This is a genomic window from Actinomadura gamaensis (assembly GCF_042652125.1).
GTDB classification, from domain to species: Bacteria; Actinomycetota; Actinomycetes; order Streptosporangiales; family Streptosporangiaceae; genus Spirillospora; species Spirillospora gamaensis.
Genome location: NZ_JBHSIT010000019.1, coordinates 1 through 14,519, shown reverse-complemented (window position 1 = coordinate 14,519; position 14,519 = coordinate 1). Strand labels below are relative to the sequence as shown.

The window sequence follows — 14,519 nt, the reverse complement described above, 5'->3', positions numbered from 1 at the left end:
CTTACCGGCTCGGTACGAGGAAGACGGAGACGCGGTGCCCACGATCCAGCAGCTGGTCCGAAAGGGCCGCCAGGACAAGGTGACCAAGAACAAGACGCCGGCGCTGAAGGGCAGCCCCCAGCGCCGGGGTGTCTGCACGCGCGTCTACACGACGACGCCCAAGAAGCCGAACTCCGCGCTTCGCAAGGTCGCCCGTGTCCGGCTGACCAGCGGGATTGAGGTCACGGCCTACATCCCCGGCGTCGGCCACAACCTGCAGGAGCACTCGATCGTGCTCGTGCGCGGCGGCCGAGTGAAGGACCTCCCGGGCGTTCGGTACAAGATCATTCGCGGTTCGCTGGACACTCAGGGCGTCCGCAACCGCAAGCAGGCGCGCAGCCGCTACGGCGCCAAGAAGGAGAAGAGCTAATGCCGCGCAAGGGCCCTGCTGGCAAGCGCCAGCTCATCGCCGACCCGGTGTACAACTCGCCGCTGGTCACCGCGCTGATCAACAAGGTTCTGCTGGACGGCAAGCGCTCCATTGCGCAGAGCATCGTCTACGACGCCCTGGAGGGCGCGCGCGAGAAGACCGGCAACGACCCGGTCGTCACCCTGAAGCGCGCGCTGGACAACGTGAAGCCGACCCTGGAGGTCCGCTCCCGCCGCGTCGGCGGCGCGACCTACCAGGTCCCGGTCGAGGTCCGGCCGGCCCGCTCCACGACCCTCGCGCTGCGCTGGCTGGTGCTGTACGCGCGGCAGCGTCGCGAGAAGACCATGACCGAGCGCCTGATGAACGAGCTGCTCGACGCCTCCAACGGCCTCGGCGCGTCCGTCAAGAAGCGCGAGGACACGCACAAGATGGCGGAGTCCAACAAGGCCTTCGCCCACTACCGCTGGTAATCCGGCGGATCCTGACTTACGACGACACGCAGCGAGGACGAAAGTGGCTACCAAAACCGGTGTAGACCTCTCCAAGGTCCGCAACATCGGCATCATGGCCCACATCGACGCCGGCAAGACCACCACCACCGAGCGGATCCTGTACTACACGGGCATCAGCTACAAGATCGGTGAGGTCCACGACGGCGCGGCCACGATGGACTGGATGGAGCAGGAGCAGGAGCGGGGCATCACCATCACCTCCGCGGCCACCACCTGCACCTGGCCGGTCGAGGACGTCAAGCACACCATCAACATCATCGACACTCCGGGCCACGTCGACTTCACCATCGAGGTGGAGCGGTCGCTGCGCGTCCTGGACGGTGCCGTCGCGGTGTTCGACGGTGTCGCCGGTGTCGAGCCCCAGTCCGAGACCGTGTGGCGCCAGGCGGACCGCTACGGCGTCCCGCGCATCTGCTTCGTCAACAAGCTCGACCGGGTCGGCGCGGAGTTCCACCGCTGCGTCGACATGATCCGGGACCGCCTCAACGCGACCCCGCTGGTCATGCAGCTCCCGATCGGCGCCGAGGCGGACTTCAAGGGCGTCGTCGACCTGGTCACGATGAAGGCCCTGGTCTGGAACGAGGACGCCAAGCTCGGCGAGATGTACGACATCGTCGACATCCCCGACACGCACGTCGAGGCCGCCCAGGAGTGGCACGACAAGCTGGTCGAGACGCTGGCCGAGGGCGACGACGAGATCATGGAGCTCTACCTGGAGGGCGTCGAGCCCACCGTGGAGCAGATCTACGCCGGCGTCCGCCGCGCCACCATCGCGGGCAACCTGTTCCCGGTCCTGACCGGTACCGCCTTCAAGAACAAGGGCGTGCAGCCGCTGCTCGACGCCATCGTGCGCTACCTGCCCTCGCCGCTGGACGACGGCGGCGTGGACGGCCACGCGGTGCGCGACGAGGAGAAGACGATCCACCGGGACGCCTCGGAGGACGAGCCCTTCTCCGCCCTGGCGTTCAAGATCGCGTCCGACCCGCACCTGGGCAAGCTGACCTTCATCCGCGTCTACTCGGGCGTGCTGGAGGCCGGTTCCCAGGTCCTGAACTCCGTCAAGGAGCGCAAGGAGCGGATCGGCAAGATCTACCGGATGCACGCGAACAAGCGCGAGGAGATCAGCCAGGTGGGCGCCGGCGACATCGTCGCCGTCATGGGTCTGAAGCAGACCACCACGGGCGAGACCCTCTGCGACGAGAAGGACCCCATCGTCCTCGAGTCGATGAACTTCCCGGCGCCGGTCATCCACGTGGCGATCGAGCCCAAGACCAAGGGCGACCAGCAGAAGCTCGGCACCGCCATCCAGCGGCTCGCGGAGGAGGACCCCTCCTTCCAGGTCCGCACGGACGAGGAGACCGGTCAGACGGTCATCTACGGCATGGGCGAGCTCCACCTGGAGATCCTGGTCGACCGCATGCGGCGGGAGTTCAAGGTCGACGCCAACGTCGGCAAGCCCCTGGTCGCCTACCGCGAGACCATCACGCGGAAGGTCGAGAAGGTCGAGTACACGCACAAGAAGCAGACCGGTGGTTCCGGTCAGTTCGGTCGCGTGATCATCAACCTGGAGCCGCTGGGCGAGGGCAACGACGGCTACGAGTTCGAGAACAAGGTCACCGGTGGCCGCATCCCGCGGGAGTACATCCCGTCGGTCGACGCGGGCTGCCAGGAGGCCGCCGAGTTCGGCGTTCTCGCCGGCTACCCCATGGTGGGCGTGAAGGTCACCCTTCTCGACGGTGCCTACCACGAGGTGGACTCCTCGGAGATGGCGTTCAAGATCGCCGGTTCCATGGCGTTCAAGGAGGCCGCCCGCAAGGCCGGGGCGACCATCCTCGAGCCGCTGATGGCCGTCGAGGTCACCACGCCCGAGGAGAACATGGGCGACGTCATCGGCGACATCAACTCCCGGCGCGGCCAGGTCCAGTCGATGGACGAGCGCGCGGGGATGCGGGTCGTCAAGGCGCTCGTGCCCCTCTCGGAGATGTTCGGCTACGTGGGTGATCTGCGCAGCAAGACCCAGGGCCGGGCTGTGTTCACCATGCTGTTCGACTCCTACGCCGAGGTTCCGCGGAACGTCGCGGAGGAGATCATCGCCAAGTCCCGGGGCGAGTAGCACCGCGGCGACGCGAGGGTCGTCGAGCCAGCACAGTCACCCAGCCAGCACACGAAGCGGCCTCCTGCAGGCCGAGGATCGCAACAAGGAGCAACCAGTGGCGAAGGCCAAGTTCGAGCGGACCAAGCCGCACGTGAACATCGGCACCATTGGGCACATCGACCACGGTAAGACCACGCTTACCGCGGCGATCACCAAGGTGCTCCACGACAAGTACCCGGACATCAACCCCTTCACGCCGTTCGAGGACATCGACAAGGCGCCGGAGGAGCGCGAGCGCGGCATCACGATCTCGATCGCGCACGTCGAGTACCAGACCGAGTCGCGGCACTACGCGCACGTCGACTGCCCGGGTCACGCCGACTACATCAAGAACATGATCACCGGTGCGGCGCAGATGGACGGCGCCATCCTGGTGGTCGCCGCCACCGACGGCCCGATGCCGCAGACCAAGGAGCACGTGCTCCTGGCCCGCCAGGTCGGCGTCCCCTACATCGTCGTCGCGCTGAACAAGTGCGACATGGTGGACGACGAGGAGATCCTGGAGCTCGTCGAGCTCGAGGTCCGCGAGCTGCTGTCGGAGTACGAGTTCCCGGGCGACGACGTCCCGGTGGTCCGCGTCTCCGCCTTCCAGGCGCTGCAGGGCGACGAGAAGTGGGCCGAGTCGATCATCGAGCTCATGACCGCGGTGGACGAGAACGTCCCCGAGCCGCAGCGTGACACCGACAAGCCGTTCCTGATGCCGATCGAGGACGTCTTCTCGATCACCGGCCGCGGCACCGTCGTCACCGGCCGCATCGAGCGCGGTGTCGTCAACGTCAACGAGGAAGTCGAGATCATCGGCATCAAGGACGAGTCGTCCAAGACGACCGTCACCGGTGTCGAGATGTTCCGCAAGCTGCTCGACCAGGGCCAGGCGGGCGACAACGTCGGCCTGCTGCTGCGCGGCATCAAGCGCGAGGACGTCGAGCGCGGCCAGTGTGTCATCAAGCCGGGCACCAACACCCCGCACACCGAGTTCGAGGCGCAGGTCTACATCCTGTCCAAGGACGAGGGCGGCCGCCACACGCCGTTCTTCAACAACTACCGCCCGCAGTTCTACTTCCGGACCACGGACGTGACCGGTGTGGTGAACCTCCCCGAGGGCACCGAGATGGTCATGCCGGGCGACAACACCGAGATGCGCGTCGAGCTGATCCAGCCCGTCGCCATGGAGGAGGGCCTGAAGTTCGCCATCCGCGAGGGTGGCCGGACGGTCGGCGCGGGTCGCGTCACCAAGGTCCTCAAGTAACACTCTCGTAGTTCGGCGGGCCGACCACTGGCCTGGAACGCCATGTCGGCCCGCCGTTCCACGACCGAAGAAGCAACAGCGGCACTACCAGCAAAGGACACCGAGGCCACCATGGCGGGACAGAAGATCCGCATCCGGCTCAAGGCCTACGACCACGAGGTCATCGACACCTCCGCGAAGAAGATCGTTGAGACGGTGACGCGGACGGGCGCCAAGGTCGCGGGCCCGGTGCCGCTGCCGACCGAGAAGAACGTGTACTGCGTCATCCGCTCGCCGCACAAGTACAAGGACAGCCGCGAGCACTTCGAGATGCGCACGCACAAGCGGTTGATCGACATCATCGACCCGACGCCCAAGACGGTCGACTCGCTGATGCGGCTCGACCTTCCGGCCGGCGTTGACATCGAGATCAAGCTCTGAGGGACGCACCGACAATGAGTACGCAGAGGAAGGGCGTCCTGGGCGAGAAGCTCGGCATGACCCAGGTCTTCGACGATGAGGGCCGGATCGTCCCGGTGACCGTCGTCCAGGCCGGGCCCTGTGTCGTCACGCAGCTCAAGAACCAGGAGAAGGACGGCTACACCGCCGTTCAGATCGGCTTCGGCCAGATCGACCCGCGCAAGGTGAACAAGCCGCGCACGGGCCACTTCGAGAAGGCCGGCGTCACGCCGCGCCGCTACCTGGTCGAGCTGCGGGTGGACGACGCCGCCGAGTACGAACTCGGCCAGGAGATCACCGCCAGCGTCTTCGAGGCCGGCCAGAAGATCGACGTGACCGGCACCAGCAAGGGCAAGGGCACCGCGGGTGTCATGAAGCGCCACGGCTTCCGCGGCCTCGGCGCCTCGCACGGCACCCAGCGCAAGCACCGCTCGCCGGGTTCGATCGGCGGCTGCGCGACCCCGGGTCGCGTCTTCAAGGGCCTCCGCATGGCGGGACGGCACGGGAACGCCCGTACCACCGTCCAGAACCTGACCGTCCACGCGATCGACGCGGAGAAGGGTCTGCTCCTCATCAAGGGTGCGGTCCCCGGCCCGAACGGCGGCGTGGTCCTGGTCCGCGACGCAGTGAAGGGGACGGGCAAGTGACCTCCAAGCTCGACATCGACCTGCCCGCCGAGCTCTTCGACGCCAAGACCAGCGTTCCGCTGATCCACCAGGTCGTCGTCGCCCAGCTCGCGGCGGCCCGGCAGGGCACGCACGCCACCAAGACCCGGGGCGACGTCTCCGGCGGTGGCAAGAAGCCGTACCGGCAGAAGGGCACCGGCCGCGCGCGCCAGGGTTCGACCCGCGCGCCGCAGTTCGCCGGTGGTGGCACCGTCCACGGCCCGCAGCCGCGCGACTACTCGCAGAAGACGCCCAAGAAGATGAAGGCCGCCGCCCTGCGCGGCGCCCTGTCCGACCGCGCCCGCTACGGCCGGGTCCACGTGGTCGACAGCCTCATCGAGGGCGACGTCCCGAAGACGAAGACGGCGCTGGCCGCCCTGCGCGGCGTCACCGAGGCCAAGCGCGTGCTCCTGGTGCTCGACCGCGAGGACGAGCTCACCTGGAAGTCGCTGCGCAACGAGCCGAGCGTGCACGTCATCGTCGACGACCAGCTCAACACCTACGACGTGCTCGTGAACGACGACGTGGTCTTCACCCAGAAGGCCTACGAGTCGTTCGTCGCGCGCGCGAAGAAGTAACGAGGGCAGACGTGAACAAGATCTCTGACCCCCGCGACATCATCATCGCGCCGGTCGTCTCGGAGAAGAGCTACGGGCTGCTGGACGAGGGCAAGTACACCTTCATCGTCCGGCCGGACGCCAACAAGACGCAGATCAAGCAGGCCGTCGAGGCGATCTTCGACCGCAAGGTGGCCGGCGTCAACACGATCAACCGTCCGGGCAAGCGCAAGCGGACCCGTTACGGCTTCGGTCAGCGTAAGAGCACCAAGCGCGCGATCGTGAGCCTGGCCGAGGGCGAGCAGCCGATCGACATCTTCGGCGGACAGACCTCCTGACGAGGTCCGAGCCCCGAAGCGTGAACTAAGGGATTGCACGAAAAAGATGGGCATCCGTAAATACAAGCCGACGACCCCGGGTCGTCGCGGCTCCAGCGTGGCCGACTTCGTCGAGATCACGCGCACCGAGCCGGAGAAGTCGCTGCTGCGTCCTCTCCCGAAGAAGGGCGGCCGCAACAACCACGGCCGCATCACCACGCGCCACCAGGGCGGCGGGCACAAGCGCGCGTACCGGCTGATCGACTTCCGCCGGCACGACAAGGACGGCGTTCCGGCGAAGGTCGCTCACATCGAGTACGACCCGAACCGCACCGCCCGCATCGCGCTGCTGCACTACGCCGACGGTGAGAAGCGGTACATCCTCGCGCCGCAGGGGCTCAAGCAGGGCGACCGGGTCGAGAACGGCCCCGGGTCGGACATCAAGCCGGGCAACTGCCTGCCGCTGCGCAACATCCCGACCGGTACGGTCATCCACGCCATCGAGCTGCGGCCCGGTGGCGGCGCGAAGATCGCCCGGTCGGCGGGCGCCGGCGTCCAGCTGCTCGCCAAGGAGGGCAAGTACGCCACGCTGCGCATGCCGTCCGGCGAGATGCGCATGGTGGACGTCCGGTGCCGCGCCACGGTGGGCGAGGTCGGCAACGCCGAGCAGTCCAACATCAACTGGGGCAAGGCCGGCCGCATGCGCTGGAAGGGCAAGCGCCCGACCGTCCGCGGTGTGGCCATGAACCCGATCGACCACCCGCACGGTGGTGGTGAGGGCAAGACCTCCGGCGGCCGCCACCCGGTCAACCCGAACGGTAAGAAGGAAGGCCGGACTCGCAAGGCGAACAAGTCCAGCGACCGTCTCATCGTCCGTCGTCGCAGCAAGAAGAAGCGGTAGGAGTCGCTCGCAATGCCACGTAGCCTTAAGAAGGGCCCCTTCGTGGACGACCACCTGATCAAGAAGGTGGACGCCCAGAACGAGAAGGGGACGAAGAACGTCATCAAGACGTGGTCGCGGCGCTCCATGATCGTGCCGGACATGATCGGTCACACGATCGCCGTGCACGACGGCCGCAAGCACGTCCCGGTGTTCATCACCGACGCCATGGTGGGGCACAAGCTCGGCGAGTTCGCGCCGACGCGCACGTTCCGCAGCCACGTCAAGGAAGACCGTCGCAGCCGTCGCGGCTGACACGGGCAGGAATCTGTAGGAGAGAGGGAACAGCGATGGAAGCCAGGGCCCAGGCGCGGTTCGTCCGCGTCACGCCCATGAAGGCTCGGCGCGTGGTGGACCTCATCCGCGGCCTGCCTGCCGCGGAGGCGCAGCAGGTGCTGCGGTTCGCCCCTCAGGCGGCGAGTGAGCCCGTGGGCAAGGTGCTCGCGAGTGCCATCGCCAACGCCGAGCACAACTTCAAGCTCGACACCGAGACGCTGGTCGTGAGCCACGCGTACGTGGACGAGGGGCCGACGCTGAAGCGTTTCCGCCCCCGCGCCCAGGGTCGGGCTTACCGCATCAACAAGCGCACGAGCCACATCACCGTGGTCGTCGCCCCGCGCGACGAGGTCGTTGCGGCCGGCGGTAAGAAGACGAGGAGGGCCCGGTAGTGGGTCAGAAGATCAACCCGCACGGGTTCCGGCTCGGCATCACCACCGACCACAAGTCCGTGTGGTTCGCCGACAAGCTCTACAAGGACTACGTCAAGGAGGACGTCCAGATCCGGCGCATGCTCTCCAAGGGCATGGACCGGGCGGGCATCTCCAAGGTCGAGATCGAGCGCACCCGTGACCGCGTCGAGGTGAACATCCACACCGCGCGTCCGGGCATCGTGATCGGCCGGCGCGGCGCCGAGGCCGAGCGGCTGCGCGGCGACCTGGAGAAGCTGACGGGCAAGCAGGTCCGGCTGAACATCCTCGAGGTCAAGAACCCCGAGATCGACGCCCAGCTCGTCGCCCAGGGCGTGGCGGAGCAGCTCAGCTCCCGCGTGGCGTTCCGCCGCGCGATGCGCAAGGCGATCCAGTCGGCCATGAAGTCCGGCGCCAAGGGCATCAAGGTGCAGTGCTCCGGCCGCCTCGGCGGCGCGGAGATGTCGCGGTCGGAGTTCTACCGCGAGGGCCAGGTGCCGCTGCACACCCTGCGCGCCGACATCGACTACGGCTTCTACGAGGCCCGGACGACCTTCGGCCGCATCGGCGTCAAGGTGTGGATCTACAAGGGCGAGGCCGCCCAGACCCGCGCCGAGCGCGAGGCCCAGGCCGCGCAGCAGCGCGCCGCGGGCGGCGGCGGTGGCCGTGGCGACCGTCGTGAGCGTCGTGGTGGCGGCGGCGGTGGCCGCGGCGGCCGTGGCGGCCGCGGCGGTCAGGGCGGCGGCGACCGCGCGCCCCGTCAGCAGCAGCAGAACACCGAGCAGCAGGCGCCCGCCACTGAGGCTGCTCCGTCTGGTGAGGGGAGCTGAACCCGATGCTGATCCCTCGTAAGGTCAAGCACCGCAAGCAGCACCACCCGAAGCGCTCGGGAATGGCCAAGGGCGGCACGAAGGTTACCTTCGGTGAGTACGGCATCCAGGCCGTCGAGGCCGCGTACGTGACCAACCGGCAGATCGAGGCCGCGCGTATCGCCATGACCCGCCACATCAAGCGTGGCGGCAAGGTCTGGATCAACATCTTCCCGGACCGCCCGCTGACCAAGAAGCCCGCCGAGACCCGCATGGGTTCCGGTAAGGGCTCGGTCGAGTGGTGGGTGGCCAACGTGAAGCCGGGCCGCGTGATGTTCGAGATCTCCTACCCGAACGAGCAGATCGCTCGGGAGGCGCTCACCCGCGCGATCCACAAGCTGCCGATGAAGTGCAAGATCGTGAAGCGAGAGGTGGGTGAGTCCTGATGGCCAAGGGTCTTACCGCCGACGACCTGCGGACCGAGCCTGAGGACGTCCTGGTCACCAAGCTGAAGGAAGCCAAGGAGGAGCTGTTCAACCTCCGCTTCCAGGCCGCGACCGGGCAGCTTGAGAGCCACGGGCGCCTGCGCACGGTGAAGCGCGAGATCGCCCGCATCTACACCGTCATGCGCGAGCGTGAGCTCGGCATCGTTTCAGTCGCCGAGGACGCCGCGGAGGGCGAGAAGTAATGGCAGAGCAGACCGAAGCGCGCAGCGCCCGCAAGGTGCTGGAGGGCCTCGTGGTCTCCGACAAGATGGACAAGACCGTCGTCGTGTCCGTCGAGGACCGCGTCAAGCACGCGAAGTACCACAAGGTCATCCGCCGCACGAAGAACTACAAGGCGCACGACGAGGCCAACGAGTGTGGCATCGGCGACCGCGTCCGGCTGATGGAGACCCGCCCGCTGTCGGCGACCAAGCGCTGGCGCGTGGTGGAGATCCTCGAGAAGGCCAAGTAACCAGGGAGCTCCGTCCCGTCAGGGACGCCTCCCGACAGACTTCCCGTGGGCGGGCCCTCCTTCGAGAGGGCCCGCGTTCGGGGGGAGACCAGTGAAGGTTCCGCCAGGCTCCGCGGCGCGAGCGCCACGGAGAACCGGTGTGACGAAATGGAGTTGACGTGATCCAGCAGGAGTCGCGACTCAAGGTTGCCGACAACACGGGTGCGAAGGAGATCCTTTGCATCCGCGTTCTCGGCGGCTCGGGTCGGCGCTACGCGGGAGTCGGCGACGTCATTGTCGCGACGGTGAAGGACGCCCTTCCCGGCGCGGGCGTGAAGAAGGGTGACGTCGTCAAGGCGGTCGTCGTGCGCACCCGCAAGGAGCGCCGGCGCCCGGACGGCTCCTACATCCGCTTCGACGAGAACGCGGCCGTCCTGATCAAGGACGGCGGGGACCCGCGCGGCACCCGTATCTTCGGCCCGGTGGGCCGCGAACTGCGCGAGAAGAAGTTCATGCGCATCATCTCGCTCGCGCCGGAGGTGCTGTGATGAAGATCAAGAAGGGCGACGAGGTCGTCGTCATCGCGGGCAAGGACAAGGGCGCGACCGGCAAGGTCCTGCGCGTTCTCCCGCGCGAGGAGCGCGTCGTCGTCGAGGGCGTGAACCTCATCACGAAGAACATCAAGGCCGACGCGCAGCGAGCCGGCAAGGAGAGCGGCCGCGTGACCGTCGAGGCGCCCCTCCACGTCAGCAACGTGGCCCTCGCCGAGGACGGCAAGCCCGTCCGGGTGGGCTACCGCGTCAACGAGGACGGCTCCAAGGTCCGGATCTCGCGCCGTACCGGCAAGGAGATCTGAGATGACCGAGACCGTTACCGAGCGCCCCGTGCCGCAGCCGCGCCTGAAGCTCCGCTACCGCGACGAGATCGTCAAGGCCATGCAGGAGCAGTTCGGCTACGGCAACATCATGCTGGTGCCGGGCCTCACGAAGATCGTCGTGAACATGGGCGTCGGCGACGCGGCCAAGGACGCCAAGCTGATCGAGGGCGCCGTCCGCGACCTGACCGCCATCACCGGTCAGAAGCCGGCCGTCAACCGGGCGAAGAAGTCCATCGCGCAGTTCAAGCTGCGCGAGGGCATGCCGATCGGCGCGCACGTGACGCTGCGCGGCGACCGCATGTGGGAGTTCCTCGACCGGCTGCTCGCCACCGCGCTGCCCCGCATCCGTGACTTCCGCGGCCTGTCGCCGAAGCAGTTCGACGGCAACGGGAACTACACGTTCGGTCTGACCGAGCAGGTCATGTTCCACGAGGTCGACCCGGACAAGATCGACCGCGTCCGGGGCATGGACATCACCGTGGTGACCACCGCCAAGACCGACGACGAGGGCCGGGCGCTCCTGAAGCTCCTGGGCTTCCCGTTCAAGGAGAACTGACATGGCGAAGAAGAGCCTGATCGCCAAGGCGGCCCGGAAGCCCAAGTTCGGCGTGCGCGCGTACACTCGTTGCTCGCGCTGCGGCCGTCCGCGCTCCGTGTACCGCAAGTTCGGCCTGTGCCGCGTGTGCTTCCGCGAGATGGCGCACCGGGGCGAGCTGCCGGGCATCACGAAGTCGAGCTGGTAACCAGCCCAGCCTGTAATAACCACCGGGCACCTGGTGAAGGTGCCCATGACCGCGCCAAAGGTCCATCCGCCCCGCCCGCCGGCCGGGCCGGGCGGATGGAAACCGTGGCGAGGGAGGGCCTGTAGGCCATGACGATGACCGACCCGATCGCAGACATGCTGACGCGTCTGCGGAACGCTAACTCGGCGTACCACGACTCGGTGTCGATGCCGTACTCCAAGATCAAGGCGCACATCGCCGAGATCCTCCAGCAGGAGGGCTACATCTCGGGCTGGAGCGTCGAGGACGCCGAGGTGGGCAAGAAGCTCGTGATCGAGCTCAAGTTCGGTCCCACCCGGGAGCGTTCGATCGCCGGCATCAAGCGCGTCTCGAAGCCCGGTCTCCGGGTGTACGCGAAGAAGGACAACCTGCCCAAGGTCCTCGGCGGACTGGGCGTCGCGATCATCTCGACGTCCTCCGGCCTGATGACGGACCGGCAGGCCGGCAAGCGCGGCGTGGGCGGCGAAGTCCTCGCCTACGTCTGGTAGAGGGGAGGATTCGAAAAATGTCTCGCATTGGACGTCTCCCCATCGCCGTTCCCAGCGGCGTCGAGGTGAAGATCGACGGCCGTGACGTGTCGGTGAAGGGGCCGAAGGGCACCCTGGCGATGACCGTCGCGGAGCCGATCGAGGTTCAGCTGGAGGACGGTCAGGTCACCGTGTCCCGGCCGAACGACGTGAACACGGTCCGCGCGCTGCACGGCCTGACCCGGTCGCTGATCAGCAACATGGTGGTCGGCGTCACCGAGGGGTACAAGAAGACCCTGGTCATCCAGGGCGTCGGTTACCGCGTGGTGGCCAAGGGCAAGAACCTGGAGTTCTCGCTCGGCTACAGCCACCCGATCACGGTCGAGCCGCCGGAGGGCATCACCTTCACGGTGGAGAAGCCGACCCAGCTGGTCGTCGAGGGCATCGACAAGCAGAAGGTCGGCGAGGTCGCCGCCAACATCCGGAAGCTGCGCAAGCCCGACCCGTACAAGGGCAAGGGCGTGCGTTACGAGGGCGAGCAGATCCGCCGCAAGGTCGGAAAGGCTGGTAAGTAGTCATGGCAGGCACGAAGCACCTGGCCGGCAAGGCCACGTCGAAGCGTGCGCTGGCCCGCAAGCGGCGGCACCTGCGGGTCCGCAAGAAGGTCGTCGGCACCGCCGAGCGTCCCCGCCTTGTCGTGACGCGCTCCAACCAGCACATGTTCGTCCAGGTCATCGACGACGCCAAGGGCCACACCGTGGCGTGGGCGTCGACGATGGAGGCCGAGCTGCGCGCCTCCGACGGCGACAAGACGGCGAAGTCCCGCAAGGTCGGCGAGCTCGTCGCCGAGCGCGCGCAGGCCGCCGGCGTGACCGCTGTGGTCTTCGACCGTGGCGGCAACAAGTACCACGGTCGCGTCGCCGCCGTCGCGGACGGCGCTCGTGAGGGGGGCCTGAAGCTCTGATGGCTCTCACGACCAACGAGAAGAGGAACCACTGATGGCAGCGCAGAGGCGTGGTGGCGGTCAGGGTGGCGACCGTCGCGACGGCCGCCGCGACGACCGCCGCGGTGGCGCCGACAAGGGCCAGTCGTACATCGAGAAGGTCGTGGCGATCAACCGCGTCGCCAAGGTCGTCAAGGGTGGCCGTCGCTTCAGCTTCACCGCCCTGGTGATCGTCGGTGACGGCAACGGCACCGTCGGCGTCGGCTACGGCAAGGCCAAGGAGGTGCCCGCGGCGATCGCCAAGGGCGTCGAGGAGGCCAAGAAGCACTTCTTCAAGGTGCCGCGGATCCAGGGCACCATCCCGCACACCGTCCAGGGTGAGGCCGCCGCCGGCGTCGTCCTGCTGCGCCCGGCCTCGCCGGGTACCGGTGTGATCGCGGGTGGCCCGGTGCGCGCGGTGCTGGAGTGCGCCGGCATCCACGACGTGCTGAGCAAGTCGCTCGGCACCGACAACGCGATCAACATCGTCCACGCCACCGTGGACGGGCTGAAGCAGCTGAAGCGTCCGGAGGAGATCGCGGCCAAGCGCGGCCTGCCGATCGAGGACGTCGCTCCGGCCGCCATGCTGCGCGCGCGGGCCGCCGGGTCCGAGGCCCGGACGGAGGCCGCCGCGTCATGAGCCAGCTGAAGATCACGCAGACCAAGTCTGTGATCAGCGAGAAGCAGAACCAGCGTGACACGCTGCGGACGCTGGGCCTCAAGAAGATCGGCCAGTCGGTCGTCCGGGAGGACTCCCAGCAGGTTCGCGGCATGATCCGGACGGTGGCCCACCTGGTCGCCGTCGAGGAGGTCGACTGACATGGCCGACGCCACCGAGGGCACTCCGCTCAAGGTGCACGACCTGCGTCCGGCCCCCGGCGCCAACCGCGCGAAGACCCGCAAGGGCCGCGGCGAGGCGTCCAAGGGCAAGACGGCGGGACGCGGCACCAAGGGCACCAAGGCCCGCAACACCGTTCCGGTCGGGTTCGAGGGCGGCCAGATGCCCCTGATCCGCCGGGTGCCGAAGCTCAAGGGCTTCAAGAACCCCAACCGGGTCGAGTTCCAGGTCGTCAACCTGGACAAGCTCGCCACCCTCTACCCCGAGGGCGGCGAGGTGACCGCCGAGGACCTGGCGGCCAAGGGCGCGGTGCGCTCCGGCCGTCCGGTGAAGATCCTCGGCACCGGTGAGATCTCCGTCGCCGTCCAGGTGAAGGCGCACGCCTTCTCCGGCGCGGCGAAGGAGAAGATCACGGCCGCCGGCGGCAGCGCCGAGCAGCTCTGAGAACGACACCCGTGAGACCGGGGTCGGAGTCCACCACGTGTGCGGGCCGGTGGGTCCGCCGCGTGGGGACCGGCCCCGGTCTCGTCTGCTGTTAGAGTCTCCCGGCGTGGCGGGTCGGCGTTTCGCGCCTCAGCCCGGCCCCGCCGTCGTTGCCCAAGGGCTGATTTTTCGCAAGTTCCGCAGGAGGAATGGTGCTGACCGCGTTCGCTCGGGCCTTCCGTACGCCCGATCTGCGTAAGAAGCTGCTGTTCACGCTTCTGATGATCGTGGTGTTCCGGATCGGCCAGAACCTGCCGACCCCGAACGTGAACGTGGAGGTGCTCAAGCAGACCGCCGACGCGGCGAAGAAGTCCAACCAGCTGTACGGGCTGGTGGACCTGTTCTCCGGTGGGGCGTTGCTGAAGCTGTCGGTGTTCGCGCTGGGCATCATGCCCTACATCACCGCCTCGATCATCC

General features: G+C 67.7%; 25 protein-coding genes and 1 pseudogene. All 26 read left to right on the top strand.

The genetic code is table 11. From position 1 onward, the window contains the following. Nucleotides 1-34 precede the first annotated feature (34 nt). Entirely contained in the window at nucleotides 35-409 is a 375-nt protein-coding gene (rpsL, locus tag ACFPCY_RS40670; RefSeq protein ID WP_019632621.1) for a 30S ribosomal protein S12, read from the top strand. Next, nucleotides 409-879 (top strand): 30S ribosomal protein S7, encoded by a 471-nt coding sequence (gene rpsG, locus ACFPCY_RS40665; protein ID WP_067806994.1) that lies wholly within the window; start codon nucleotides 409-411, stop codon nucleotides 877-879. Before rpsL ends, rpsG begins: the two co-directional genes overlap by 1 nt. Before the next feature lie 43 nt (nucleotides 880-922). Further along, nucleotides 923-3,034 carry an elongation factor G gene (fusA, locus tag ACFPCY_RS40660; RefSeq protein ID WP_378264809.1) on the top strand — a complete coding sequence of 704 codons (2,112 nt, stop codon included), beginning with the start codon at nucleotides 923-925 and terminating at the stop codon, nucleotides 3,032-3,034. Between the two features lie 97 nt (nucleotides 3,035-3,131). Further along, nucleotides 3,132-4,325 carry an elongation factor Tu gene (gene tuf / locus ACFPCY_RS40655; protein ID WP_378264808.1) on the top strand — a complete coding sequence of 398 codons (1,194 nt, stop codon included), beginning with the start codon at nucleotides 3,132-3,134 and terminating at the stop codon, nucleotides 4,323-4,325. 111 nt (nucleotides 4,326-4,436) lie between these two features. Next, complete coding sequence (gene rpsJ / locus ACFPCY_RS40650) at nucleotides 4,437-4,745, top strand: 30S ribosomal protein S10 (protein WP_018657599.1); 309 nt, start codon at nucleotides 4,437-4,439, stop codon at nucleotides 4,743-4,745. A gap of 14 nt (nucleotides 4,746-4,759) precedes the next feature. Beyond that, nucleotides 4,760-5,410 carry a 50S ribosomal protein L3 gene (gene rplC / locus ACFPCY_RS40645; RefSeq protein WP_378264807.1) on the top strand — a complete coding sequence of 217 codons (651 nt, stop codon included), beginning with the start codon at nucleotides 4,760-4,762 and terminating at the stop codon, nucleotides 5,408-5,410. Then, entirely contained in the window at nucleotides 5,407-6,006 is a 600-nt protein-coding gene (rplD, locus tag ACFPCY_RS40640; protein ID WP_378264806.1) for a 50S ribosomal protein L4, read from the top strand. The genes rplC and rplD overlap by 4 nt, the downstream gene beginning before the upstream one ends. Before the next feature lie 11 nt (nucleotides 6,007-6,017). Continuing rightward, complete coding sequence (gene rplW, locus ACFPCY_RS40635) at nucleotides 6,018-6,323, top strand: 50S ribosomal protein L23 (protein ID WP_378264805.1); 306 nt, start codon at nucleotides 6,018-6,020, stop codon at nucleotides 6,321-6,323. A gap of 46 nt (nucleotides 6,324-6,369) precedes the next feature. Then, nucleotides 6,370-7,203, top strand: coding sequence for a 50S ribosomal protein L2 (rplB, locus tag ACFPCY_RS40630; RefSeq protein ID WP_117361128.1), 834 nt, complete (start codon nucleotides 6,370-6,372; stop codon nucleotides 7,201-7,203). A 12-nt stretch (nucleotides 7,204-7,215) separates the two neighbouring features. Beyond that, on the top strand, nucleotides 7,216-7,497 hold the full coding sequence (gene rpsS / locus ACFPCY_RS40625; RefSeq protein ID WP_030176138.1) for a 30S ribosomal protein S19: 282 nt from the start codon (nucleotides 7,216-7,218) through the stop codon (nucleotides 7,495-7,497). Nucleotides 7,498-7,532: 35 nt separating this feature from the next. Continuing rightward, nucleotides 7,533-7,910, top strand: coding sequence for a 50S ribosomal protein L22 (gene rplV / locus ACFPCY_RS40620; RefSeq protein WP_378264802.1), 378 nt, complete (start codon nucleotides 7,533-7,535; stop codon nucleotides 7,908-7,910). After that, entirely contained in the window at nucleotides 7,910-8,758 is an 849-nt protein-coding gene (gene rpsC / locus ACFPCY_RS40615; protein WP_378264800.1) for a 30S ribosomal protein S3, read from the top strand. Before rplV ends, rpsC begins: the two co-directional genes overlap by 1 nt. Nucleotides 8,759-8,763: 5 nt before the next feature. After that, nucleotides 8,764-9,183, top strand: a complete 420-nt coding sequence (rplP, locus tag ACFPCY_RS40610) for a 50S ribosomal protein L16 (protein ID WP_378264798.1) — start codon at nucleotides 8,764-8,766, stop codon at nucleotides 9,181-9,183. After that, nucleotides 9,183-9,425 carry a 50S ribosomal protein L29 gene (gene rpmC / locus ACFPCY_RS40605; protein WP_378264796.1) on the top strand — a complete coding sequence of 81 codons (243 nt, stop codon included), beginning with the start codon at nucleotides 9,183-9,185 and terminating at the stop codon, nucleotides 9,423-9,425. The genes rplP and rpmC overlap by 1 nt, the downstream gene beginning before the upstream one ends. Then, on the top strand, nucleotides 9,425-9,694 hold the full coding sequence (gene rpsQ / locus ACFPCY_RS40600) for a 30S ribosomal protein S17 (RefSeq protein ID WP_378264794.1): 270 nt from the start codon (nucleotides 9,425-9,427) through the stop codon (nucleotides 9,692-9,694). Before rpmC ends, rpsQ begins: the two co-directional genes overlap by 1 nt. A gap of 158 nt (nucleotides 9,695-9,852) precedes the next feature. Then, on the top strand, nucleotides 9,853-10,221 hold the full coding sequence (rplN, locus tag ACFPCY_RS40595) for a 50S ribosomal protein L14 (protein WP_026414311.1): 369 nt from the start codon (nucleotides 9,853-9,855) through the stop codon (nucleotides 10,219-10,221). Then, on the top strand, nucleotides 10,221-10,529 hold the full coding sequence (gene rplX / locus ACFPCY_RS40590; protein WP_378264791.1) for a 50S ribosomal protein L24: 309 nt from the start codon (nucleotides 10,221-10,223) through the stop codon (nucleotides 10,527-10,529). The genes rplN and rplX overlap by 1 nt, the downstream gene beginning before the upstream one ends. A 1-nt stretch (nucleotide 10,530) precedes the next feature. Continuing rightward, nucleotides 10,531-11,106, top strand: coding sequence for a 50S ribosomal protein L5 (gene rplE, locus ACFPCY_RS40585; RefSeq protein ID WP_378264789.1), 576 nt, complete (start codon nucleotides 10,531-10,533; stop codon nucleotides 11,104-11,106). Nucleotide 11,107: 1 nt separating this feature from the next. Next, nucleotides 11,108-11,293, top strand: a complete 186-nt coding sequence (locus ACFPCY_RS40580; protein ID WP_018657585.1) for a type Z 30S ribosomal protein S14 — start codon at nucleotides 11,108-11,110, stop codon at nucleotides 11,291-11,293. Nucleotides 11,294-11,421: 128 nt separating this feature from the next. Then, nucleotides 11,422-11,820 carry a 30S ribosomal protein S8 gene (gene rpsH / locus ACFPCY_RS40575; protein ID WP_117360379.1) on the top strand — a complete coding sequence of 133 codons (399 nt, stop codon included), beginning with the start codon at nucleotides 11,422-11,424 and terminating at the stop codon, nucleotides 11,818-11,820. A gap of 17 nt (nucleotides 11,821-11,837) precedes the next feature. Further along, on the top strand, nucleotides 11,838-12,374 hold the full coding sequence (gene rplF / locus ACFPCY_RS40570) for a 50S ribosomal protein L6 (RefSeq protein WP_378264787.1): 537 nt from the start codon (nucleotides 11,838-11,840) through the stop codon (nucleotides 12,372-12,374). 2 nt (nucleotides 12,375-12,376) lie between these two features. Then, nucleotides 12,377-12,763 carry a 50S ribosomal protein L18 gene (gene rplR, locus ACFPCY_RS40565; RefSeq protein ID WP_378264785.1) on the top strand — a complete coding sequence of 129 codons (387 nt, stop codon included), beginning with the start codon at nucleotides 12,377-12,379 and terminating at the stop codon, nucleotides 12,761-12,763. Nucleotides 12,764-12,797: 34 nt separating this feature from the next. Further along, complete coding sequence (rpsE, locus tag ACFPCY_RS40560; protein ID WP_443612903.1) at nucleotides 12,798-13,421, top strand: 30S ribosomal protein S5; 624 nt, start codon at nucleotides 12,798-12,800, stop codon at nucleotides 13,419-13,421. Further along, nucleotides 13,418-13,600, top strand: coding sequence for a 50S ribosomal protein L30 (rpmD, locus tag ACFPCY_RS40555; protein ID WP_378264783.1), 183 nt, complete (start codon nucleotides 13,418-13,420; stop codon nucleotides 13,598-13,600). Before rpsE ends, rpmD begins: the two co-directional genes overlap by 4 nt. A gap of 1 nt (nucleotide 13,601) precedes the next feature. Further along, complete coding sequence (gene rplO / locus ACFPCY_RS40550; RefSeq protein ID WP_378264781.1) at nucleotides 13,602-14,063, top strand: 50S ribosomal protein L15; 462 nt, start codon at nucleotides 13,602-13,604, stop codon at nucleotides 14,061-14,063. 191 nt (nucleotides 14,064-14,254) lie between these two features. Then, nucleotides 14,255-14,519, top strand: a pseudogene (locus ACFPCY_RS40545) (preprotein translocase subunit SecY); the annotation flags it as partial.